At 38.9% G+C, this 22,479-nt stretch carries 24 protein-coding genes; 6 read left to right on the plus strand and 18 right to left on the minus strand.

The genetic code is table 11. The annotated features are described in order from the left end of the window. Nucleotides 1-3: 3 nt before the first annotated feature. The 5 genes from QWY93_RS04340 to QWY93_RS04360 all read right to left on the minus strand — a co-directional run bounded on the left by QWY93_RS04340 (nt 4) and on the right by QWY93_RS04360 (nt 3,911). Nucleotides 4-621 (minus strand): nucleotide exchange factor GrpE, encoded by a 618-nt coding sequence (locus QWY93_RS04340; RefSeq protein WP_290246949.1) that lies wholly within the window; start codon nt 619-621, stop codon nt 4-6. A 74-nt stretch (nt 622-695) separates the two neighbouring features. Then, entirely contained in the window at nt 696-1,688 is a 993-nt protein-coding gene (gene obgE, locus QWY93_RS04345; protein WP_290246950.1) for a GTPase ObgE, read from the minus strand. 90 nt (nt 1,689-1,778) lie between these two features. Further along, nucleotides 1,779-2,351 carry an adenylate kinase gene (locus QWY93_RS04350; protein WP_290246951.1) on the minus strand — a complete coding sequence of 191 codons (573 nt, stop codon included), beginning with the start codon at nt 2,349-2,351 and terminating at the stop codon, nt 1,779-1,781. A 38-nt stretch (nt 2,352-2,389) separates the two neighbouring features. Continuing rightward, nucleotides 2,390-2,917 (minus strand): hypoxanthine phosphoribosyltransferase, encoded by a 528-nt coding sequence (gene hpt / locus QWY93_RS04355; protein ID WP_290246952.1) that lies wholly within the window; start codon nt 2,915-2,917, stop codon nt 2,390-2,392. 85 nt (nt 2,918-3,002) lie between these two features. Continuing rightward, nucleotides 3,003-3,911, minus strand: a complete 909-nt coding sequence (locus QWY93_RS04360) for a M20/M25/M40 family metallo-hydrolase (RefSeq protein ID WP_290246953.1) — start codon at nt 3,909-3,911, stop codon at nt 3,003-3,005. Nucleotides 3,912-4,090: 179 nt separating this feature from the next. On the opposite strand from QWY93_RS04360, the gene QWY93_RS04365 reads away from it, so the two are divergent. The 3 genes from QWY93_RS04365 (at nt 4,091) to QWY93_RS04375 (ending at nt 7,019) form a co-directional block, all read left to right on the plus strand. Further along, nucleotides 4,091-5,365 (plus strand): OmpA family protein, encoded by a 1,275-nt coding sequence (locus QWY93_RS04365; RefSeq protein ID WP_290246954.1) that lies wholly within the window; start codon nt 4,091-4,093, stop codon nt 5,363-5,365. Nucleotides 5,366-5,435: 70 nt separating this feature from the next. Further along, nucleotides 5,436-6,083 carry a uracil phosphoribosyltransferase gene (gene upp, locus QWY93_RS04370; protein WP_290246955.1) on the plus strand — a complete coding sequence of 216 codons (648 nt, stop codon included), beginning with the start codon at nt 5,436-5,438 and terminating at the stop codon, nt 6,081-6,083. 6 nt (nt 6,084-6,089) lie between these two features. Beyond that, nucleotides 6,090-7,019, plus strand: a complete 930-nt coding sequence (locus tag QWY93_RS04375; protein WP_290246956.1) for a calcium/sodium antiporter — start codon at nt 6,090-6,092, stop codon at nt 7,017-7,019. A 563-nt stretch (nt 7,020-7,582) separates the two neighbouring features. On the opposite strand, the gene QWY93_RS04385 is transcribed toward QWY93_RS04375, so the two are convergent. The 3 genes from QWY93_RS04385 to QWY93_RS04395 are packed head-to-tail and all read right to left on the minus strand — an operon-like array spanning nt 7,583 to nt 10,401. Next, nucleotides 7,583-8,542, minus strand: coding sequence for an FKBP-type peptidyl-prolyl cis-trans isomerase (locus QWY93_RS04385; protein ID WP_290246958.1), 960 nt, complete (start codon nt 8,540-8,542; stop codon nt 7,583-7,585). Between the two features lie 10 nt (nt 8,543-8,552). Next, the gene (locus tag QWY93_RS04390; protein WP_290246959.1) at nt 8,553-9,872 is read right to left on the minus strand and encodes an outer membrane beta-barrel protein; all 1,320 of its coding nucleotides are present in this window, start codon (nt 9,870-9,872) and stop codon (nt 8,553-8,555) included. Further along, entirely contained in the window at nt 9,853-10,401 is a 549-nt protein-coding gene (locus tag QWY93_RS04395; protein ID WP_290246960.1) for an RNA polymerase sigma factor, read from the minus strand. The genes QWY93_RS04390 and QWY93_RS04395 overlap by 20 nt, the downstream gene beginning before the upstream one ends. A gap of 574 nt (nt 10,402-10,975) precedes the next feature. Between QWY93_RS04395 and QWY93_RS04400 the strand changes: the two genes are divergently transcribed. Together QWY93_RS04400 and lipA are read left to right on the plus strand one after the other, a co-directional pair. Next, the gene (locus QWY93_RS04400) at nt 10,976-11,707 is read left to right on the plus strand and encodes a hypothetical protein (protein ID WP_290246961.1); all 732 of its coding nucleotides are present in this window, start codon (nt 10,976-10,978) and stop codon (nt 11,705-11,707) included. A gap of 60 nt (nt 11,708-11,767) precedes the next feature. Further along, nucleotides 11,768-12,646 carry a lipoyl synthase gene (lipA, locus tag QWY93_RS04405; protein ID WP_290246962.1) on the plus strand — a complete coding sequence of 293 codons (879 nt, stop codon included), beginning with the start codon at nt 11,768-11,770 and terminating at the stop codon, nt 12,644-12,646. 69 nt (nt 12,647-12,715) lie between these two features. Here lipA and atpG read toward each other — a convergent pair whose 3' ends face one another. From atpG to QWY93_RS04455, 10 genes are all read right to left on the minus strand, one after another. Further along, the gene (atpG, locus tag QWY93_RS04410) at nt 12,716-13,594 is read right to left on the minus strand and encodes an ATP synthase F1 subunit gamma (protein ID WP_290246963.1); all 879 of its coding nucleotides are present in this window, start codon (nt 13,592-13,594) and stop codon (nt 12,716-12,718) included. A 54-nt stretch (nt 13,595-13,648) separates the two neighbouring features. Continuing rightward, nucleotides 13,649-15,226: a F0F1 ATP synthase subunit alpha gene (gene atpA, locus QWY93_RS04415; RefSeq protein WP_290246964.1), complete on the minus strand. Its 1,578-nt coding sequence runs from the start codon at nt 15,224-15,226 to the stop codon at nt 13,649-13,651. 34 nt (nt 15,227-15,260) lie between these two features. Next, nucleotides 15,261-15,821, minus strand: a complete 561-nt coding sequence (gene atpH, locus QWY93_RS04420; protein WP_290246965.1) for an ATP synthase F1 subunit delta — start codon at nt 15,819-15,821, stop codon at nt 15,261-15,263. Nucleotides 15,822-15,830: 9 nt separating this feature from the next. After that, complete coding sequence (locus QWY93_RS04425; RefSeq protein ID WP_290246966.1) at nt 15,831-16,325, minus strand: F0F1 ATP synthase subunit B; 495 nt, start codon at nt 16,323-16,325, stop codon at nt 15,831-15,833. 79 nt (nt 16,326-16,404) lie between these two features. After that, the gene (gene atpE / locus QWY93_RS04430; protein ID WP_290246967.1) at nt 16,405-16,662 is read right to left on the minus strand and encodes an ATP synthase F0 subunit C; all 258 of its coding nucleotides are present in this window, start codon (nt 16,660-16,662) and stop codon (nt 16,405-16,407) included. A 34-nt stretch (nt 16,663-16,696) separates the two neighbouring features. Next, nucleotides 16,697-17,716, minus strand: a complete 1,020-nt coding sequence (gene atpB, locus QWY93_RS04435; RefSeq protein ID WP_290246968.1) for a F0F1 ATP synthase subunit A — start codon at nt 17,714-17,716, stop codon at nt 16,697-16,699. 19 nt (nt 17,717-17,735) lie between these two features. Beyond that, nucleotides 17,736-18,122: a hypothetical protein gene (locus tag QWY93_RS04440; RefSeq protein WP_290246969.1), complete on the minus strand. Its 387-nt coding sequence runs from the start codon at nt 18,120-18,122 to the stop codon at nt 17,736-17,738. 54 nt (nt 18,123-18,176) lie between these two features. Further along, nucleotides 18,177-18,419, minus strand: coding sequence for an AtpZ/AtpI family protein (locus QWY93_RS04445; protein WP_290246970.1), 243 nt, complete (start codon nt 18,417-18,419; stop codon nt 18,177-18,179). Beyond that, complete coding sequence (locus QWY93_RS04450; RefSeq protein WP_290246971.1) at nt 18,367-18,840, minus strand: bactofilin family protein; 474 nt, start codon at nt 18,838-18,840, stop codon at nt 18,367-18,369. The genes QWY93_RS04445 and QWY93_RS04450 overlap by 53 nt, the downstream gene beginning before the upstream one ends. Nucleotides 18,841-18,842: 2 nt before the next feature. Next, nucleotides 18,843-19,724: a M23 family metallopeptidase gene (locus QWY93_RS04455; protein ID WP_290246972.1), complete on the minus strand. Its 882-nt coding sequence runs from the start codon at nt 19,722-19,724 to the stop codon at nt 18,843-18,845. Nucleotides 19,725-19,833: 109 nt separating this feature from the next. On the opposite strand from QWY93_RS04455, the gene porW reads away from it, so the two are divergent. Continuing rightward, nucleotides 19,834-22,479 (plus strand): type IX secretion system periplasmic lipoprotein PorW/SprE, encoded by a 2,646-nt coding sequence (gene porW, locus QWY93_RS04460; RefSeq protein ID WP_290246973.1) that lies wholly within the window; start codon nt 19,834-19,836, stop codon nt 22,477-22,479.

Genomic DNA, 22,479 nt, shown 5'->3' on the forward strand with positions numbered 1-22,479 from the left:
TTATTAAGATCCAATGACTACCTTGGCAAACCTCACTACTTTATCACCAAGCATATAGCCTTTTTCCACCACATCTATTACCTTTCCTTTCATATCTTCACTTGGAGCAGGAATTTTTGTGATTGCTTCCTGATGTTCGGAATCAAAATCTTTTCCAACTTGGTCTTCCATAACCTTGAGCCCTTTGGACTCCAATACCTTAATCAGCTTATTATAAATGAGCAAGCTTCCTTCAAGGGCATTTTTATCTCCCCCTTCTTTTTCCTCAGCTTTGATAGCCCTCTCAAAATCATCCACAACAGGAATAAGGTCCTTCAAAACATCTTCAGACGCTGTTTTGATCAATTCCAACCTCTCCTTGCTAGTTCTCCTCCTGTAATTTTCAAATTCGGAATAAAGCCTCAGGAACTTGTCCTTCAATTCCTGGTTTTCAATTTGAAGCTTTTCTTCAGCTGACAATTCTTCCTTTTCCTGAGCTTCCTGGTTCTCTTCAGCCTCTGCCTCTTGGTTTTCCGTACCCTTCTCGGCTTTAATGTTTTGTTCTTGCTCTCCAACCTGCTCTTCTGAAGCTAATTTATCCTTATCCATTTTCTCTTTTGATATGTTTTCTTTCTCAGTCATAATAAATTTGATACACTAAAGCACCCACATCTTATCAATTAGTTTGCCACTTTCTTTTTCCTGACAAAGTGGCATTATTCTACTATTGCCTTCCAAATCAAATCTTTCAACCTGTCAAGGTTATATGCACTTACTGAGGAAACAAACAGATAATCTACTCCTTCCGGCACATCTGATTTCATTTCTTCCATCAACTCTTCATCTAACATATCAGATTTGGAAAGGGCCAATATCCTCCTTTTATCCAATAACTCAGGGTTGTATTTCTTTAGTTCCTTTACCAGTATTTCATATTCCTTTTTGATACTGTCAGCATCCACTGGAACCATAAATAATAAAATGGAGTTCCTTTCGATATGTCTTAAAAAGCGAATTCCCAAGCCTTTACCTTCAGCGGCACCCTCGATTATACCTGGAATATCTGCCATGACAAAGGATTTGTCTCCACGATAAGGCACTACTCCCAAATTGGGCACCAAGGTGGTAAAAGGGTAATCCCCGATTTCTGGCTTAGCTGCCGAGATACTGGATAACAGGGTAGATTTACCAGCATTGGGAAATCCCACTAATCCCACATCGGCCAACAATTTTAACTCCAGGATTATCCATTCTTCTATTCCCGGTTCTCCTGGTTGGGCATAATGCGGGGCTTGATTGGTTGAAGTTTTAAAATGATCATTTCCAAGACCTCCTCTTCCCCCTTTGGTTAAAACAACTTCCTGATCATGCTCGGTAATTTCAAACCGCACGTCTCCTGTTTCCGCATCCTTAGCCACGGTTCCCAACGGAACTTCCAAAATCACATCTGCACCGTCTTTCCCCTTTCTACGGCCTCCTTCCCCACCATTTCCATTTTTAGCGATGACGTGCTTTCTATATTTAAGGTGTAGCAAAGTCCAAAGCTGGGAATTTCCCCTAAGGATAATATGGCCACCTCTCCCTCCATCTCCTCCATCAGGCCCACCCTTAGGCACATGCTTTTCCCGGCGGAAGTGGGCAGACCCAGCTCCACCAGCACCCGACCGGGAACAAAACTTTACATAATCAATAAAATTCGAATCTGCCACGTTTAATATTATTTACCCATAAATAAAATTGGCTAAGAACAAGCTCTTAGCCAATAAGATTTCCCACAAAGGTACAATTAATTTTCAGGATTAATACCGGTCGATCACTGCACAGATCAGACTAAATATCTCATCAATCTCACCTACCCCATATATTCCGGAAAATTTCCCTTGCTCTTTGTAATAAGTTGCCACAGGAAGAGTCTCCTCCTGGTAAACTTTAATTCTTGTATTGATTTTTTCCTCATCCTGGTCGTCAGCTCTCCCTGATGTTTTTCCTCTCCCTCTTATCCTTTCTTTCAATTCCTCTTCAGGGACCTCCAAAGCTATCATACCGGAGATATCCATTGATTTTTCCTCTAATAAATTGTCCAAGGCTTCCGCTTGGGCGACCGTCCGTGGAAATCCATCAAAAATAAAACCCTTAACGTCCGGAGAATTTTTTATTTTATCGTCAACCATTCCAATGACTACTTCATCAGGAACAAGCCTTCCCTCATCCATATATTTACGGGCAAGCTTTCCTAGCTCAGTACCATTTCCCAAGTGCTTTCTAAAAAGATCCCCGGTGGAAATGTGTTCCAGTTCATATTTATCAATAAGTTTTTCACTTTGTGTCCCCTTTCCGGCACCAGGAGGTCCAAATAAAACGATATTAAGCATGATGTTTAATTTTAAAGATTGTATCCGGCCGAAACCGCTTATTTAAGTTGATAAATTTCTTTAATATTCCTTCCCACCCCCTCATAGTCCATCCCATATCCTACGACAAACTTATTGGGTATTTCAAAGCCAATGTATTCTACATCTACAGGAGCCCTTAAAGCTTTGGGCTTAAACAACAAACTGACAACCGCTACATTTTTTGGCTTTTTTTCCTTTACTGCTTTTAGCATATGTTCAATGCTTCGCCCGGTATCAACAATATCTTCCACGATCAAAACTTCCCGTCCCTCCAACTCCTCATTCAACCCAATCAACCCATTTATTTTCCCTGTAGAACTCATCGATTCATAGGAGGAAATTTTGACAAAGGAAACTTCCACCTCCAGGTCAATTTTTTTGAGAAGGTCCGAGAGAAACATAAAAGAACCATTGAGAACCCCAATTACCAAAGGCGTTTTCCCTTTATAATCTGTTGTCAATTGATCTCCCAACTCGGCAACTCTTTTTTTCAGATCCTCCTCAGGAATAAAGGAAACAAACTGTTTGTCTTTTAGTGTAATCATATGATTAACAAAAATGCCCTATATCAGGGCAATACAAATATAGAGAAATTTGGTGGCCCATTCCTATTAATATAGGGACAAAGGCTTACAGGTGAACCATTAAGTACCGGTACAGTGCCAGCATAGATTCCAAATCCTTTAAAGCCACCTTTTCATTTGGGGTATGAACATGGTCCTCTGGTGCTCCAATAAAGCACCAATCCACTGGATAAGGGCTCATCTGGATTTCCCTGCCGTCACTCCCCCCGGCACCTTCAACTTCTATTTGATAGGGAATTCCACTCTTTTCTGCCAATGAAACAATTTTATTCAAAAAAACTTTTCTAGGGATAAATTTATCCCTCAGCGAAATAGCGGTACCATTTCCATGAATCACCCCATCAGTCACCCAGGTAATATCAGAAACCAATGCCTGCCTGATTTCCCATTGCTCGTAAATAAATTTGAGTAAAAAAGGGACACTTCCACCCCCATGTTCCTCATATGTGGAAAATACAACTACCCCATCAGTTAAATCCTCACACAATTTCAATGCATTATATACACCCAGCCGATTATCCAAGTAGGCCCCTTGGATAAATTCTTCACCTATCCTTAAATTTTGCCGGAAACTTAAATTGGTACCAGGCAAAATCCCTCTGGGGAAATCATGAAAAACTTTTTCATCTTGTATTTTAATTTTACAAGCTATGGGCCCAAGGAGATCCTCCCCTTCCAATTCATCTCCATCATTTACATCGGGGCCACCTACTGGAACCAACTGATTTTCATACCTTGAGGTAAAACCTATGGTATCTATATGGGCAAAAACTGCAGTTCTTGGATCACCAAATTTTAATACAACATTATCTTGAAATCTATCCCCATAGAATACCTCTGGGACAACCTTCCATTGGTTCCTCCGTTGGAGGACATAATTGATTATAAAGGATGAAATTTCATGTTCATCTCCGGAAACACCCCTTATGTTGAGGATTTCTTTCAAAAGCTCCATGATTGGCACAATTTATGAGTTGAATATTTTGCAAAGATCGGACTAATTAGTTCAAAACAAACAGTCAAAAATTTATAGTTTTTGAATAAAAAATATACATTTGCATATCAGTTAACAGTTACTAAGTTTGGATTTAAATCAATTAAACACTTAATTTTGGAAAAAAATTTTTTGTAATCATGAAAAAATTATTACTATCAAGCTTAATGGCAGGAGCATTGGCAGTTGGAGCTAATGCCCAGGACGACTTCAATAAGTGGTCAATCGATGTAAACGGAGGATTCAATAAAGCCATGGCTCCTTTGACGCCAGGCTATTATTCTCCTACCTTAAATTTGGGACATGCTGACTTTGGTGTCAGATACATGTTTAATGAAAAATTCGGTGCGAAACTGGATTATGGTTTTGGTAAATTTCAAGAAGCTGAAGGGCACCCATCTTTTGAAACAAATTATTACCGAGTAAACCTTCAGGGTGTGGCCAACCTTGGGGCAATGATGAACTTTGAAACTTTCAGCAGAAGTCTAGGATTGCTAGGTCACTTCGGTGCAGGTTTCGGCCAAATCACCCCTAAACAAAACACTTGGGCTGATGAAGAAGATCAAGTTTATAACTTTATCGCCGGTCTTACCGGTCAAGTTAAGCTTAGTGAAAGAGTAGCCTTGAATGGTGATATCAGCACCATTATTGCTGGCCGTCAGACCATCGCATTTGACGGAGCTTCTTCGATTAATGCCATCGACCCAGGGTTTTATGGTACCAACGCTGTTTCTTGGACAGGTACCTTAGGTCTTTCTTTCTACCTAGGCGGCAACGATACGCATGCTGACTGGTATGTAAGAGAAGACAAGTATGCCACCAAGGATGAGTTGGAAAGCCAAATCGGAGAGATCAAGGATATGTTGAAAGACTCTGATGGCGACGGTGTTCCTGATTACTTGGACAAAGAGCCAAACACTCCTCAAGGTGCCCGTGTAGATTCTCACGGTGCTACTTTGGATTCTGATGGCGACGGTATTCCTGATCACACTGACGAATGTGCTTTCGTTCCAGGCCCTGCTTCTAACAACGGTTGCCCAGTTGAAGACAGCAGCGACGAAGTAGACTACTTCAAGAAAGCCATCAACGAAGGTTATGTTAACGTTTATTATGCATTTGACAGTGCAAAACCACTTGGTTACTCTTCTTCGGCAGCTAACTACGTAGCTAACTTCATGAAGAGAAACCCAGGTGTAAATGTTGAAATCAAAGGTTATGCTGATGAAATCGGACCAGAAGATTACAACATGAAGCTTTCTGAAAGAAGAGCCAAAGCAGTTCATGACCTATTGATTGAAGCTGGTATCGATGCTTCCAGAATTTCTTACAAAGGATATGGAGAAGATACTAGTGTGGACAAGAGCTCTGCTGATGCTCGTCAGCTAGCTAGAAGAGCTTCTTTCGAGGTTCAATAATTCATAAAGAATTTGATAATCAAAAACCGGCCTTTTCAGGTCGGTTTTTTTTTGCTTATTTTTGGCCAGTATGTTTATATTAAACCAACATAACTCCATTGCCAACCAATTTCTTTTGGAGCTTAGGGATGTCCAAAAGCAAGAGGACCGTCTACGATTCCGTAACAATTTGGAAAGGCTAGGCGAAATCCTCGCCTATGAAATCAGTAAAAAACTGATTTATAAATCCCAAACCATCTCAACCCCCCTCAAAAACACATCTGTACAAACCCTATCTGAACAACCTGTTCTCATTTCAATCCTGAGAGCTGCCATCCCATTTTTCCAGGGGTTTATCAATTATTTTGACCAGGCAGATAGCGGTTTTATTGGGGCCATTAGAAAATCATCGGAGAGTAATCCCGAAATTTCGGTAGACCTTAACTATCTGGCAGCCCCTCTGGTGGAGGATAAAGAAGTCATTATCGTGGATCCTATGTTAGCAACAGGAAAATCGCTTTTGGCGGGATTAAATGAGCTTAGGAAAAACGGAAAACCCAAAAAAGTCCATATTGCCTCAGTCATTGCTGCCCCGGAAGGGATCGATTATATTAGGAACAACCTGGATATTCCTTATCAATTTTGGACTTGTGCCTTAGATGAAAAATTGAATCCCAAGGCATATATCGTCCCTGGCCTTGGGGATGCGGGGGATTTATCATTTGGCCCTAAAATGTAATCAAAAGTGATTTATTTATTAATTTTTATTGGATTTCTTATCCTCCTCCTTGGAGGTAAGGTTTTGGTAGATGGTGCCTCTGCAGTTGCTGCCAAGCTAGGATTAAGTCCCAGTGTGATCGGGATGACCATCGTTGCTTTCGGCACTTCCGCCCCAGAGCTATTGGTGAGCCTCACGGCTGCCCTCAAGGGCACCAATGATATAGCCGTTGGAAATGTGGTGGGCTCCAATATTTCAAATATTACCTTGGTTTTAGGTTCTAGTGTTTTGGTGTACCCAGTTGCCTTAAGAACTTCTGCGGTAAAGTGGGATTACAGCTTCACCCTTTTTGCCACTTTGCTTTTTTATGCCCTAGCTTTGAATGGAATGATTTCCATGGTTGAGGGAATCATATTATTCACCCTTCTAATATTAATCAATTGGTTCCTTTTCAAAACCATGCATCACGGACTGGATGAAATAAGTGATGAAGAAACGGAAAAGATCAAACAAGCTCCTTTGGTAAGATCTATTTTATTCATCATTGGAGGGATTTTAGGACTGTATTATGGTTCAGAATTATTGGTGGAAAATGCCATCCTATTGGCTCAAAAATTTGGGGTAAGTGAAAGAATTATTGGAGTAACCATCATAGCCATTGGGACTAGCTTACCTGAATTGGCCACTTCCATTTTGGCAGCGATAAAAAAAGAAACCGATATAGCAATTGGTAATATTTTGGGGAGTAATTTGCAGAACATTCTTTCTATTATTGGTGTTACTGCTATTGTAAAGCCTATCGAAGTAACTGATGCTTTTTTATCCAGTGATTTTCTTTGGATGATTGGTTTCACTCTTCTTCTGTACCCTATTATGAGGTCAGGACACCGAATTACGAGAATGGAAGGCGGCTTATTGCTTCTGGTTTACGGCTTATATATTTACTTTCTTTTGTAATGATTGAATACATTTTAGAATTTTTGGGAATTTACATCGTCTGCCTCTTTAAATTTATAGGTGGACCGGTTTTGGGGACTGCTGCAAATTACACAATCCTTGAAATTATGATTGTAACGGTTTCTGGAATGATGACAAGTGTATTCCTTTTCACTTTTCTAGGAGAATGGATTAAACACAAATGGAAAATACATATTAATCCGAACCCAAAAACCTTTACTCCAAAAACCAGAAGGATTATTACCATTTGGCAAAAATTTGGGGCACCAGGTGTAGCTGCCCTAACCCCACTTATCCTAACCCCTATAGGAGGCACTATTATTTTAACCTCATTTGGGGTGAAAAGAAGAAAGATCTTTCTTTATATGCTAATAAGTGCCGTGATTTGGTCCTTATTCCTTGGAGCATCCATTAACAAAATTCTTGAAATTCCCTTTTTTAGCAATATGATAAATTAATAACAGGGCTGCCCTGTAAGTCAATATTCTTATTGCTTCCAATAATATTCATAAAAAAAGCCCTTGATAAAATTCAAGGGCTTTTGATTTCCAGAGCTTGGTTTATCAAATATTAATAATTTTCGATTTGAAAATTAGAGGTTCGAATGGTCTGCCAGTTACGGGCACCCCATTAAAATTGAAATAATCTTCCCGGATTTCAAACGGCAAAACCTGTTGAGTTATTCCAAATGCTGCAGTGGAAGGTGTAATTACTTCTACCACAGCTCCCTCATGGAGATCTTTCAAAGCAACATTGAGAAAATCTAAATTATTATTTGAACCCAGGGAAATTGCTGCGGGTTGTTCCTCATCAATTTCAGCAAAAGGTTCCTCTCCCAATTGTCCCAATTCGTAGCTGATTTCCAGAACGTTTCCATTTTTACTTGGTTCGGACTCAAGATTCCCCACTTCTACAACCCTGACATAAACCCCTTTTTCTACCATCTCAAATCCTTCCAGGGAGTTGGTTTCAATATAGTCCTGAATTTGTTGATCCTCTATCTCCTCCACTTCTTCTTCTGTAAATTTTCTCACGAATTTTACCCGAATGATAAAATTCCCGTCCTGGGGAATAAGTTGGTCAAAACCATAATCATAATAAGCAAGATAAGAGGGGGAATAAAGGGTAAATGTTTCACCTTCTCTGGCCAAACTGAGGGCTAGATTCATAACCTGAGGGAACAATGTAACCTGATTCAGGTTATAGTGAAATAACAGGGGAGCTCCATCTTCTTCCCAATAAGAGGCTATTGGTTGTCCTCCCAAGGTTTCCATTTCATAATAAAAGCCCACAATTGAATTTTCAAGAAATTCTTCCCCATCCTCATTGGTTTCATCTTTGGTGTAATAAAATCCTGCTTGGGTTTGGTTGGCCATTATAGCATTTGCATCAATATAGCTCTTCAATATAGCATCATCCCTCTCAACATCTTTTTCATACTGGGTTTCGGAATCCCCCAAACAGCCGAACAGAAATGAGGAAAATGCTAAAAGAACTGCAGAATTAAGTAATCTGTACATCATTAAAATATGTTTATTTTTTAAATTGAAAATTCACTCTCAAATTCATCCCTCCAATGGAAAACTGTTGATTGGCAAAAGTGAGGTCCCCTAAGGGAATTTTGTAAAATGGTTCCAATGATATGAATGTCCCATTGCTTAATTGGTACTCATATCCTAATGACAAATTGAGCATTCTTCCCAAATCCATCTTTTTTTGCCCACTCTCCGGAGAATATTTTGTTTTATATTCCTGAATGGAAGGTTCAAAAAGCAGAGCTCCATTCACATGGGCAGCTTGGGCAAAATTGGACTGTACCGAATAGGTTTCTACCGTGTTTTGATCTAAATAAACCATGCTTGAAAGGCCGGTAATCAGAAACAAATTGGATTGTGACTTTTCCAACACCTTGTATTTCACATTAATGGGAATATCAAGGCTTGCATAACTCAGGGTATATTCTGATCCCATATAATTATTGGTATAGGCATTATTTTGAGCCCTAAGGGTCATGGATTCGGGAAGTGCATTGGAATTATCAGGTTCCAATTTTTGCTGGGCATAAGTCACTCCAAAATCAATTTTCACTCTATTACTCAAGGACAATTCGGACATTATTCCTCCTCCTAAATTCATCCCTGATTCTGGGTTGGAGGCTGCTTGTGGTCCTAAAACTAGTCCCAATCGGAATTTTTTGAGATTATCAGCATTTTCCATTCCGCTTTTTTCTTCAGACTTAGAGTCTCCATTTTTCCATTGATCAACCATGGACTTCGCCTGGTCCAATTCCATAGCTCCCTTAGAACCTGTTTCCCCTTCCTGATGGCTAGTCAATTTTTGTTGGGAATTACTCCGCAATGCAAATAAATCGCTCTCCTGTAAAAATTGAGACGCGGAAACAAAAGGAACATTTAATAAATCATCTTTATTATCCCGACCTAAGACAATTCCTGTATGGTCTTCCCTACCTATTTTATAAGTTTTTTCTTTTATTGCTTCGGTTTTGGGGCCTTTAGGCTCAGAAATTCCAGATGCCTCCTTTTGGATTATTCCCGGAGATTCCAACGGTTCTATACCGTGGAATGGTTTGCTCTTTATTATAATGGAATCGGTCAAAGTTTGAACATTTTCTTCAATTCTTTCCCCGAATGGCCAAAACACAAGTACCAATAATAAGGAAGCAGCTAACCCTGACACCCAAAATGGCCAGTGAACCCATCTTCTTTTTTGGACAGGTTTATTGAAATAAGCCTGGGAAAACCTTTCCCATTCTCTGGGTTCCAGTGGCTCCTCATGGCTTAGGAAGGAGTCCTTTATCTTCTCCACAAGTCTTTTATCGAATTGCTCCTTCATCTTTAATTTTATTTAATGCAACTATTTTCTCCCGCAACTTCTTTTTTGCCCTTGCCAAATAAGTTCTGCTTGTACTGGCAGGTATATCTAATTCTGCACTTATTTCATTATGGTTATAGCCTTCTATTTCGTACATATTAAAAATGATCCGAAGCAGCTCCGGCAATTCCCTTAATACCATCAATATTTCCTCTTTGGTTAGGTGGTCGATAATGGAGGGATCATAAGTTTCCGAACTGGCTTTTTCAATTTCCATCACCGCATAGTGCTTTACATTTTTCCTGTAATAGTCTATAGAGGTATTGATCAATATCCGCCTAAACCAAGCTTTGAATGAATTATTTTCGGTGTATTGGTGAAGGCGGTCAAAGGCTTTCATAAAACTGTCATTGACGATCTCACATGCCTCATCCCTGGAATTTGAATATCGCAGGGCAATACTCATAGCATACCCGTAGAAATGCTTATAAAGCTTTTCAAGCGCCTTGGGATTTCCACCCTTTGCTTCTTCTATCAGGTATTGGTCCAAATTCCCGGTTTTAATATGCTTTTTATATTAACAAGACGTGACCTTTTTGCAAAATGCTACACATCCAATAAAAATCAACGTGAAAATAAGCAAATGGATGGACCTATCGCATAACAAAATTATCTTCCCATATAATTTAATGCAAAAGGCTTATTATTATTTTCAAATAGGAGAAGTTGGCACAACAGATAAAACATTAGGTATTTTAAAAGGTTGAAAAGAATGATAACTTAAACTATATTTTATTTTTGTGTGGAGCATTTAGCATTTTGGGAAAGGGTTGGTTTTTTAGTTGAATTAATTTTTTGTTGAATTTATTGCTTTCCAATCCAAACTAAATCCATGGATTTTAAAATTGAAAAATGAAGCTTTGCCTATCAAGTAATGATCAATCGATGGGCTGGATAAATGCCAAAAGGTTTCATCAAATTACCCTAGAAATTTCTTTAGCAGGATATAATACTACTTACCGAAATAAAATTTCAGTATTTTTAAAGTCCCAATAAAACCTTAATTTTTCTTTTTTGTTTATTAACTTATAGGTCTATATTAAAGAGTTAATCCCTTTCATCAGATGTTTATTAAACCCAAATATTTGTTTTTATTCCTTTTTGGAGTAATCACTAATTTTTCCTTTGCCCAAGGCTTGGAAGCAGGGGATTATGATTATGACAAAGAAGTACTATTCGGTGTAAACAAAAACACCAATGGAGGTCTTATTGGTGGAGCCTATTTCAAACTGGGCTCACGGGTTACGGACATGAACTTTCAATTTTTTTCATTGGAGTTGGTAAATGTAAAAAACCCTAAGGAAGTACGCTACAATACCGTACTTGGCAATAGTTACATATATGGGAAATCCAATTATTTGTATTCCATACGGCCACAATACGGCCGGGAATTGATTTTATTTAAAAAAGCCCCACAACAAGGTGTTCAAATTTCGGTATTATCGGCTATTGGACCATCTTTTGGAGTGGTTGCGCCCTATTACATTGAGTATGCCTATAGCCGTACCCAGACCAGAAGAGAACAATATGACCCTGAAGTCCATCAAAGCAGGTTTAATGTATTAGGGCCAGGAAGGTTATTTGAGGGCTTGGGTGAATCTGAATTAGCTATTGGTGCAAATGCCAAAGCAGCAATAACCTTTGAGATGGGAGTATTTAAGTCAAATGTAACTGGGGTGGAACTAGGTTATCTATTGGAGGGTTTTACAAAGAAAATAGAACTAATGCCCACTGTGGAAAACCGGCAATTGTTTCAGTCCGTTTACCTTACCTTATTTTACGGATTCAGGAAATAAGCTACAAATTGGGTTTTCATAGGGTTATGCATTAATTTTGCGATAAGCTAAGAAAAAGACATGATTGAATTACCTGTAATTTCCGAAGAAGCTGCCAAAAAGAAAAAGCCCGATTGGCTAAGGGTGAAATTGCCAGTAGGAAAAGAATACGCCAAAGTAAGGAAATTAGTAGACGAACATAAACTGCATACCATCTGTGAAAGTGGAAACTGCCCTAATATGGGTGAGTGCTGGGGAGCCGGCACTGCTACTTTTATGATCCTTGGGAATGTTTGTACCCGTTCCTGCTCCTTTTGTGCGGTAGCTACTGGAAGGCCACCTGAATATGATGAGGAAGAGCCAAAAAGAGTAGCAGAAGCCATTAAATTAATGGGGGTAAAACATGCTGTTATTACTTCTGTCAACCGAGATGAGTTAAAAGACAGGGGAGCGGAAATTTGGTACCAGACCGTCGTGGAAACTAAAAAGCTTTCACCTGAAACTACGATTGAAACCTTGATCCCGGACGTAAAATCAAGTTGGGATGCTCTTTACCGTATGATCAGTGCAGGCCAGGAAGTTGTTTCCCACAACATGGAGACTGTGGAAAGGCTTTACAGAAGAGTAAGGCCACAAGCCAAATATTACCGTTCATTAGAGCAAATTAAATTGACTAAGGAATACGGGAAAAGGACCAAAACTGGGATCATGCTTGGTTTGGGAGAAACCAAAGATGAGGTATATAAAGCAATGGATGACCTTGCCGAACATGGATGTGATATTTTAACTCTTGGCCAATACCTCCAACCAACAAAAATGCATATCGAGGTTGCGGAATTTATCCATCCAGACCTTTTTGACCATTACAGAGAGGAAGGTTTGAAAAGAGGACTTAAATATGTGGAATCAGGGCCATTGGTAAGATCCTCTTATCACGCAGAAAGACATGTAAATGTTTAAAAACAAAAATTAATAAAAAAACCTCACTGAGAAGTGAGGTTTTTTTATTACCTATTATTAGTATTAGCATCAATTGCTACTTTCCAAAGCTTCCGCTCCAGCTACAATTTCAAGAATTTCATTTGTAATAGCTGCTTGACGGGTTCTATTGTACATTAATCTCAAATCCTTCAGCAATTCACCGGCATTATCTGTTGCTTTGTCCATGGCCGTCATTCTGGCCCCATGCTCAGAAGCATTGCTTTCCAAGATTGCTTTGTAAAACTGAATTTTAAGGGATTTAGGGACCAATTCCTTTACAATATATTCCCTGGAAGGTTCCATGATATAGTCTATATTAGTCGCATTGGTATCCTTTTCTTCAGCTGCACCTTCCATTGGAAGAAATTGCTCGTTTCTCACAATTTGAGTAGCAACATTTTTGAATTCATTGTAAACCAATATCACCTTATCAAATTTCCCATTGGTAAAACCATTCATGGCAAACTCTGCTGCTGCCCGGGCTCTGTCAAAAGAAACATCTGAGAATATATCATAAAATTCTGTAACACTGGGGAAATCTTTCTTTCTGAAAACATCATAGGCCTTTTTTCCCAATGGCATTACCGTAATATGCTGATCTGTATATTCAGTATTGATGGATGCCATGGTTGCTTTGATGATATTAGAATTAAAAGCACCACAAAGCCCTTTATCAGAAGTGATAGGAACTATCAGGACATTATTGATTTCCCTTTTATCGGCATAAATCAGATCTTCGCTTCCTTCATTTTCAGAGGAAACGTTGTTCAGAATGGCAGTTAATTTCTGAGAATAAGGCCGCATTTGGATAATCTTGTCCTGTGCTCTTCTTAGTTTGGCAGCAGCCACCATTTTCATTGCTTTGGTAATTTGCTGCGTGGAAACTACAGAGTTAATCCTTTCTTTTACTTCCTTTAAATTAGCCATAATTTACTAGTAGAGAATATCGAAATCCTCCCCCTAATGGGGGAGGTAATAGAATTATTTTGCGTACTTAGGGGACAATTCTTTGGCTGCTTTTTCCAAAAGATCACCGGCGGTTGCCAAATCACTTTTAAGAATAGCTTTCAATGCCTCAGGATACTGAGCTTTCAGCAAGGTATAAAATTCCTTTTCAAAATCCCTTGCTTTTTCTACAGGCACCTGGTCCATCAAACCTTTGGTAGAAGCATAGATAATGGCGGTTTGATATTCTACAGGAACTGGAGAATATTGATTTTGTTTCAAAATCTCTTGGTTTCTTCTACCCCTTTCGATGGTTCTCTTAGTAGTGGCATCAAGATCAGATCCAAACTTGGAAAAAGCTTCCAATTCACGGAACTGGGCTTGATCCAATTTCAAGGTACCTGCTACCTTTTTCATAGATTTAATTTGTGCATTACCCCCTACTCTGGACACGGATATACCTACGTTAATTGCAGGGCGGATACCAGAGTTAAACAGGTTGGTTTCAAGGAATATCTGACCATCTGTAATGGAGATCACATTGGTTGGGATATAAGCAGAAACGTCACCTGCCTGAGTTTCAATGATTGGAAGGGCAGTTAAAGATCCTCCTCCTTTTGCCAAAGGCTTAATTGACTCAGGAAGGTCATTCATTTCTTTGGCAATTTTATCAGAAGAGATGATTTTGGCGGCTCTCTCCAACAATCTTGAGTGCAAATAAAATACATCACCAGGATATGCTTCACGTCCCGGAGGTCTTCTCAAAAGCAATGAAACCTCACGATAAGCAACTGCTTGCTTTGAAAGGTCATCGTAAACTACCAAGGCAGGTTTACCAGTATCCCGGAAAAATTCCCCGATCGCAGCTCCGGTAAAAGGAGCAAAGAACTGCATTGGAGATGGGTCTGCAGCAGAAGCACATACCACAACCGTATAAGGAAGTGCACCACCTTTTTCAAGGGCAGCAACCACACCAGCTACCGTAGAAGCTTTCTGACCAACTGCAACATATATACAGAAAACAGGTTCTCCTTTATCGTAAAATTCTTTCTGGTTCAAGATGGTATCGATGGCCACAGCAGTTTTACCTGTTTGACGGTCACCAATGATCAACTCCCGCTGACCTCTACCAATTGGAATCATGGAGTCGATAGACTTGATACCGGTCTGAAGTGGCTCATTTACAGGTTGCCTATAAATTACACCTGGAGCTTTACGTTCCAGTGGCATATCATATAGTTCACCTTTTAGAGGACCTTTTCCATCAATTGGATTTCCCAAAGTATCCACTACACGTCCCAACATGCCTTCACCCACTTTGATGGAGGCAATTTTTTTGGTCCTCTTTACAGTATCGCCTTCTTTAACTTCTTTAGAATCCCCAAACAATACAGCACCCACATTGTCCTCTTCGAGGTTAAGTACCATTGCTTTGAGGCCATTTTCAAACTCCAGCAATTCACCGGATTGGGCTTTAGACAAGCCATAAATACGAGCTACACCATCCCCTACTTGTAGAACTGTACCTACTTCTTCCAGTTCCGCTTCCGTTCTCACTCCTGAGAGTTGTTCCCTCAGGATTGCTGAAACTTCATCAGGTCTTACTTCTGCCATTCTTGAATATAGTTATATAGTTATTGCTATAAATTTAAATTTGTTTCTCAAATCCATTTTGAGAAAACTCCAAACGTAGTGTTCTTAATTTACTGCTCAATGATTCATCCAACAACCGATCATTGACCTTCAGTACAAAACCCCCGATTATATTTTTATCCTTTTTCTCGATCAATTCCACCTTGGATTTTCCGGAAATTTCCTTTACAATATCCGCAAATTTCCCCTTCATTTCCGGATCCACCTCAAAGGAGGTAGTCAATTCAGCAATCTGTATACCCTTATATAGATTATACTGATCATGGAATTCCTTGGCAATTGCAGGTAGTATATCCTCCCTGCTTTTGCGGGAAATAATATCAAAAAAAGACAATGTAAGATCTGAAGAGGCTTTGGAAAAAATGGAATTCAGAACCTTTCCTTTAGTTTCTGATTTGATAATCGGATTTTTCAATAGGAGTGCAAAATCTCTATTAGACTTCACCACATCCAGAAACTGCTGCATGTCTTGGTGAACATCTTCCAATATTCCCTTTTCCAATGCTAACTCCAGCAATGATTTTGCATACCGGGAAGCAACTCTAGTAACAGACATGGCGTTTGATTAATTTAACTTAAGGTCATTTACAAATTCTTCCACAAGCTCTTTTTGAGACTCTTCAGTTTTCAGTTGCTTGCGCAACAATTTTTCCGTCACATCTAGAGCAAGGGTTGCCACTTGGTTTTTCACCTCAGAAAGGGCTGCTTTTTTCTCTGTTTCAATTACCGCTTTGGCATCTTCGATCATCTTCGCACCTGCCTTAGAGGCTTCCTCTTTGGCTTCTTCGATCATTTTTGCGGAAGTTTCATTAGCAGACTTCAAGATTTGATCTCTTTCAGTCCGGGCTTTCTGAAGGAGTTTTTCATTTTCTGCCTTCAGGTGGGCCATTTCATTTCGGGCATTTTCTGCTGCCTTTAAGGCATCCTCAATCGCCCCTTCTCTTTCTTCCAATGCAGAAAGAATCGGTTTCCAGGCAAATTTTCCCAGGATAATCAAGAGTATCCCGAAACCTATTATTTGCCAAATAATTAATCCAGAACCAGGAATGATAAGATCCATCTATATATTTAGTTTATGGTTTTGTCCAAATGAAAGTATGGGGACAAGCCTAACGCCTGTCCCCAATTCTTTTTACTTCTTAGAAAGTGATTGCATCATTAAGTGCGATAAGTAGACAAACTACTACTGCAAACAAAGACACCACTTCAATAAGGGCTGCAATAATCAACATGGCGGTTTGGATTTTACCAGCTGCTTCAGGTTGACGAGCAATTCCTTCCATAGCCTGACCACCAATTCGGCCGATACCAAGACCTGCGCCTATCGCTACAATTCCGGCACCGATACCTGCACCCAAAAGTGCAAGACCTGCAGACAATAATAATGAAGTTAACATACGTGTTATGATTTATAAATTGAACAAAGAAATTTTAATGATCATGCTCCGCTACGGCTTGCCCGATATACATTGCGGAGAACAAGGTAAATACATAAGCCTGAATAACGGCTACCAATAATTCTATCAAGTTGATAAACACTACCATCATGGTACTGGCTACTCCTACTGCATAGGATTCAAACACAAAGATCAATCCGATAAAACTCAAAATAACAATGTGGCCGGCCGTCATGGCAACAAACAATCGGACCATCAAGGCAAATGGCTTAGTAAATAATCCAATGAATTCTACGGGTACTATTACCACCAAGAGTGGAAGCGGAACGCCAGGAGTGGCAAACACGTGTTTCCAATATTCTTTATTTCCATTAAGATTCGTTGCAAAAAAAGTAAACACTGCCAAGGTCATTGTCACTGCAATATTTCCAGTAAGATTGGCAGCACCCGGGATAAGCCCCATCAAGTTTCCTATCCAAATAAAGAAAAATATAGTTAAAAGATAAGGGGTGAATTTCTTATACTTATGACCAATATTGGGTTTGGCTACCTCATCCCTGATAAAAATAACAATCGGCTCAATAAAGGAGGCAACGCCTTTTGGAGGAGCACTGGGATGTTTTTTATACCTTTTAGCAGCTGATAGCAATAGGAATAACACCACCACCAAAACAAGTATCAGCATAGCCACGTTTTTGGTGATGGAAAGATCAACTATACTCCTTGAGTCATCTACAGCATGTAGGTGATCATGACTATCTATGTAGTAACCTTTATGTTCTTTCCCAAATTTGTGTGTTTCGGGGTCAACAAAGTTCGAGGAAGAATAAATTTCCACCCCCCTATCTGAAGAATAAATGATAACAGGTAGAGGGAGTGTCACATGGGTATGACCAAAAGTAGCAAAATGCCATTCATGCGAATCCTTTACGTGGTGCATGATGAAACTTGTCTTACTTTCTTCACCTTCTTCGGAGGAGGCAAAAGTCGCAGTAGAAAAAGCCAGTATGAACACTGACAACAAGGCGCTTATGCACAGAAACTTACGAAACATCAACTATTTTGTTATAGACCTACTTAGAATGAGCGCGCAAGTTAGCTATTAACCCGTATATATCAAACAACAAATACAATAAATAGATGACAAAAAAATTAACCACAAACAAAACAATGTCATCCACCCCGCGCCAAATAAAAACTGTTATAAACAGCAAACTTGCAAAGAACCGGAAAACTGTTGCTCCCAATATGGCATTGACAGAATTTTCTTTGTTTGATTTTATTAATTTTTGGGTGATTAATCCGCTCAGTAAAACCAAGCCAAAATAGAATCCAATGATTTGCCAGATTTTGTCATGGACCCACTGTGGCTGTATAATTTGCTGAATAAAAAGGGCCAATCCGATTACAAAAACCGAATAGACCACAAGTTGACCTGTCTGAGATTGAAATATTTTCATTTATTACCCTTATTTGGGCACAAAATTAAGGGTTTTATTTCGTCTTTCCACGATTCAATGATTATTCAAAGATTTGAAAATCTGATAAAAAGCAAGTATAATAGACAAAAAACAAAAAAGCAGGATCCAAACAGGAAACTTGATTTGGCTTTTTTCTTGAATTTTCCACCCCAACCAGGTTCCCAATCCAATCACGGCAAACATTTGAAATGCAAGCCCGATATATTTTAAATATTCGGGATAATTATCCTGTGAGGATTTCTTTTCCTTGGGAGGCTCCTGATTTTTCCTTTTCATTGTTTTGACCTTTACCTTTTTCTGGTTTTTTTGTATCCTCTGGGTTGTCAGATTGATTTTTATTTTCGGCCATTTTACATTCTCCATTAAATACAGCCCCATTTTCAATAACTAACCGTTTGGAATAAATGTTACCTTCAATTACGGCGGTTTTTTTCAAAAATAGAATTTCAGTGCAACGTACTTCTCCAACAATTTTTCCAGCAATCTCAGCCTCCTTGGAATCAATATTTCCTTTCAAAAAAGCAGAGTCTCCTATTACAATTTTTGTTTTGGAACTTAAAGTTCCTTCTACCGTGCCTTCAATCCGGATATTGCCATAGGTTATGATATCTCCTTTGATGGTGGTTTCTTTTGCAATGACATTACTGGAGTTTACCATCTCCACTGCTGCTTTTTTTTCTTCGGTTTTATTAAACATGGTTAATCAAATGTTATAAATTCTTGCGGGTTTAATGGGTTTCCTTTATACCATAATTCAAAGTGTAAATGTTGCCCAGTGGTTTGCTCTCCGGTATTGCCTATTACGGAAATTACTTCTCCACCACTTACTGGTTCTCCCTCGGATTTCAATAATACAGAATTATGTTTGTAAACTGAAATCAATTCATTGGAATGCTGGATTCCGATAACATAGCCTGTTTCCAAAGTCCAATGGGAAATAATCACCGTTCCATCTGCCACTGATTTGACTGGTTCGTTTTCCTCCGATACAATATCCAAGCCAAAATGGTTTTCACTGGGCTTAAAACCTCCGGTCACCACCCCTTTTATTGGTGGGAAAAAATAATTGTCTGTAAAAGAACTTACAGAAATCCTCTCAAAACTTCGTTCATCCGGTGCCATCGATTCAAACTCTTCAACAATCTTTTGAGTAGCCTCTCCTGCTACAAATAAATCTGGTTTTAGATTTTTTTTCTCCAAAGAATCCATTCTCCTTGGCACAGGTACCCCAGCTGAGGAGGTATCCCCCAAGGCTTCCCCGGAAATAATCCTTTGAATATTATCTACGTACCTATCCTTAGCTTCCACTTCCAACATCAATGAATCTATGGTTTCAGACAAAGCATAAATCTTCTTGGTATTTTCTGATTCTTGAAATGTGGGGTCAAACCAACTGGCCAATAAAGACTTTGATAAGACAAGGGAAATAGCAAAACAAACCATAAAAAACAGAATCATTATCAAGCCCACTTTTAGCTTGGTTATGCTTAGGGATGATATGACCGAAAAGTCTTCCTCCCTTCGAATGACAAAGAGGTATTTCTTTTCTGCCCAACTCTTTATTTTCTCCTGAAGATTCAATTGACTATTTTTTCTAATCTAAATAAGATACAAAAATATAATAATAAACGATAGCGTTTACATATTTGATTATAATACCCTAATTTGGCATTTTATAACCTGGAAACACGTGTTTATCAAAAAGAACATATTTATTTTCCTGATATTATGTGGATTGGCATGGGCATGCTCCTCTCAAAAGGATACCTTTACCAATCGCCTTTACCACAATATTACTGCCAAGTTTAATGCTTATTTTTTAGCTAAGAAAAAAATTGATGAGGTAAAATCTAACATCAAAAAAGCTTATCAGGAAGATTACTCCCAGGTCTTGCCTGTCTTTTATCCCATTGACAGTGCTGTAATCGACAGCAATGAAGAACTCCTGGAAGAAGCAAGGGAAATGGCCTCAAAAGCAATTGATTGGCATAGGATCAGTAAATGGGTGGATGACAGTTATTTTCTGATCGGAAAGATTGATTACTTACAAGCCAAAACAGATGATGCCATCAACACCTTTAAGTACCTAAATGTTAATAGCAAGGAGGATGAAGTAAGGCACCAGGCACTGATCCAACTGCTTCGGATTTTTATTGACCAGCGGAAATATGATGATGCCAATTATGTGATTGACTTTTTGACCAAAGAATCGGAAATCAACAGAGAAAATAAAAAGGAGCTTTACAAGACCTTGGCTTATTATTATGAGGTTCGTGGAGAAAGGGATGGTTTGATCACTGCCTTGGAAAAAACTCTTTCCCATACCAAATCGCAAAAAGAGAAATCCAGAATATATTTTATCCTTGCTCAACTTTACCAAAGGGAAGGATTCGATGCCCAAGCCTATCATTATTATCAGGAATCCCTTAAGGGAAATCCACCTTATGAACGGACATTTTTCTCCCAGCTTTTTGCCCAGCAAGTTGCTGAATTGGAAAAGAGCAAAGATTTCAAGAAAGTCCGTTCCTATTATGATGACCTATACAAAAATCCGAAAAACAGGGACCTGAGAGATGTTGTGCTTTATGAAAAAGCCCTCTTTGAATTAAAACAGGGTAATAAAAAAGATGGAATCAAATTACTCCATAAAGCCGCCCAAGAAAAAGGAAGTAACACTAAGCAAAAAGGGTATATATACAAAAAACTGGCAGATATATATTTTGACCAGGAAAATGATTACAGGGCTTCTAAATATTATTTGGACAGTGCCATCCAATATTTCAAACCAACAGATAAAAACTATAATATTTTATCAGAAAAAAAGGAGACCCTTGATCAATATGTGGAACATTATGAAACTATTCAAAATAATGATTCTCTGTTAAATTTAAGTCAATTAAGCCCGGAAGAGCAGGAAAAGATAGCAGAAGATTACCTATCCAGGGAGGAAGCCCGATTGTTAGAAGAAAAAGAAAAGAAATCAAGAACCAAGTCAGGTAATATTTTTGACAATCTGTTAGCCTTTGGAGACAAGGGAGGCGGCGATTCTTTTTATTTTAATAACCCAACGGCCATTCAACAAGGTGCTGTAGAGTTTACCCAAAATTGGGGAAACAGACGGCTAGAAGATAATTGGAGAAGGGAAGCAAGTAATTTTCCAGGGAGAGGAAGATCCAGTGAAATCAACGATTCATCACCCAGCCCTGGGGAAGAGAGTGAATCTGAACTCACAGCCCCCAGTTTACCTTCCAAAGAGGATTTAATGGCCAACATCCCAAATAGCCCTGAGGCTATCAAAAAATTGAACCAGGAATTGGAAATAGCCTATTTTGAATTGGGGAAATTGTTGTTTTTTGAGCTTAAGAAACCACTCTTGGCCAGGGAGAACCTTCAGCAACTGATCCACCTATATCCAAACACCGAAAGGAAACCTGAAGCCTATTATACTTTGTTTCTAATTAACCAGGAAGTAAATGAAAACCCAAAGAAGTATGTTCGCTTGTTAAACCAGGAATTTCCTGACTCACCCTATACAAATTCAGTCAATAACCCCGAAAAAGAAAGCACAAGTAATGAGGCCAACCTTTTAGCGGCAGGTTTTTACAAAAAAGCCTATCAGAATTACAAGGAAAAGAACTTTGAAAAAGCCAGGGAAATCATACAAAGTACCTTAAAAAAATATCCACTTACTTCTGTTACTGACAAATTATTGCTCCTGGAAGTGATGATTATTGGGAAATTGGACAGTAAAGAAAGGTATCAAAAAAAATTGGAACAATATATTCAGGCCGACCATGCCCCTGAACTCACAAAAATGGCAAGAAATATGCTAGTAGCAATTTCAGGTGAACGGCTACCTAAAGAAAATATTAAGGCGGACAGTTTATTGGTAAAGGATACTGTCCAGTTGGCCCAAAAAAATGAAGAAAATCCAGAGTTGCAAAAGTCGGAAGCGGAAACAGCTCCTTATGAACTAAAAAAAGGTCAAACGCATTTATTTGTATTAGCACTGGAATCTAGGGGGCCTGATATGAAAAAAAACCTAACCGGAGATTTGGAAAGCTTTCATTCTGCCCATTTCTCCAAATCAAGACTTAGAACGGGGAACTTATCCTTTAGCAGGGATTATTCCATTATTATCATAAGCCCATTTCCCAATGCCAATAAAGCCATGGAATACAGGGAAACCTTTATTGAGAAGTTTAAAACCGATGCTTTATCGGAGGAAATAAAAAAGAGTAGTTTTGTGATTTCAATTGAAAATTTCCAACAATTAAATAAAAGAAAAGACATACCTGAATACGATGCTTTCTTCAAAGCATCATATCTAAAATAA

Origin of the sequence: Echinicola jeungdonensis (assembly GCF_030409905.1) — a bacterium.
GTDB lineage: Bacteria > Bacteroidota > Bacteroidia > Cytophagales > Cyclobacteriaceae > Echinicola > Echinicola jeungdonensis.

Excerpts from the sequence above, each read along its gene's own strand:
- atpA (WP_290246964.1), bottom strand. The coding sequence starts at position 15,226 with ATGGCAGAAGTAAGACCTGATGAAGTTTCAGCAATCCTGAGGGAACAA.
- QWY93_RS04425 (WP_290246966.1), bottom strand. The coding sequence starts at position 16,325 with ATGGATCTTATCATTCCTGGTTCTGGATTAATTATTTGGCAAATAATA.
- atpB (WP_290246968.1), bottom strand. The coding sequence starts at position 17,716 with ATGTTTCGTAAGTTTCTGTGCATAAGCGCCTTGTTGTCAGTGTTCATA.
- QWY93_RS04360 (WP_290246953.1), bottom strand. The coding sequence starts at position 3,911 with ATGGAGCTTTTGAAAGAAATCCTCAACATAAGGGGTGTTTCCGGAGAT.
- upp (WP_290246955.1), top strand. The coding sequence starts at position 5,436 with ATGTTTATATTAAACCAACATAACTCCATTGCCAACCAATTTCTTTTG.
- QWY93_RS04385 (WP_290246958.1), bottom strand. The coding sequence starts at position 8,542 with ATGATGTACAGATTACTTAATTCTGCAGTTCTTTTAGCATTTTCCTCA.
- QWY93_RS04340 (WP_290246949.1), bottom strand. The coding sequence starts at position 621 with ATGACTGAGAAAGAAAACATATCAAAAGAGAAAATGGATAAGGATAAA.
- QWY93_RS04390 (WP_290246959.1), bottom strand. The coding sequence starts at position 9,872 with ATGAAGGAGCAATTCGATAAAAGACTTGTGGAGAAGATAAAGGACTCC.
- QWY93_RS04450 (WP_290246971.1), bottom strand. The coding sequence starts at position 18,840 with ATGTTTAATAAAACCGAAGAAAAAAAAGCAGCAGTGGAGATGGTAAAC.
- hpt (WP_290246952.1), bottom strand. The coding sequence starts at position 2,917 with ATGATTACACTAAAAGACAAACAGTTTGTTTCCTTTATTCCTGAGGAG.
- QWY93_RS04400 (WP_290246961.1), top strand. The coding sequence starts at position 10,976 with ATGTTTATTAAACCCAAATATTTGTTTTTATTCCTTTTTGGAGTAATC.
- atpG (WP_290246963.1), bottom strand. The coding sequence starts at position 13,594 with ATGGCTAATTTAAAGGAAGTAAAAGAAAGGATTAACTCTGTAGTTTCC.
- QWY93_RS04440 (WP_290246969.1), bottom strand. The coding sequence starts at position 18,122 with ATGAAAATATTTCAATCTCAGACAGGTCAACTTGTGGTCTATTCGGTT.
- QWY93_RS04445 (WP_290246970.1), bottom strand. The coding sequence starts at position 18,419 with ATGAAAAGGAAAAATCAGGAGCCTCCCAAGGAAAAGAAATCCTCACAG.
- QWY93_RS04350 (WP_290246951.1), bottom strand. The coding sequence starts at position 2,351 with ATGCTTAATATCGTTTTATTTGGACCTCCTGGTGCCGGAAAGGGGACA.
- QWY93_RS04365 (WP_290246954.1), top strand. The coding sequence starts at position 4,091 with ATGAAAAAATTATTACTATCAAGCTTAATGGCAGGAGCATTGGCAGTT.
- atpE (WP_290246967.1), bottom strand. The coding sequence starts at position 16,662 with ATGTTAACTTCATTATTATTGTCTGCAGGTCTTGCACTTTTGGGTGCA.
- atpH (WP_290246965.1), bottom strand. The coding sequence starts at position 15,821 with ATGTCTGTTACTAGAGTTGCTTCCCGGTATGCAAAATCATTGCTGGAG.
- lipA (WP_290246962.1), top strand. The coding sequence starts at position 11,768 with ATGATTGAATTACCTGTAATTTCCGAAGAAGCTGCCAAAAAGAAAAAG.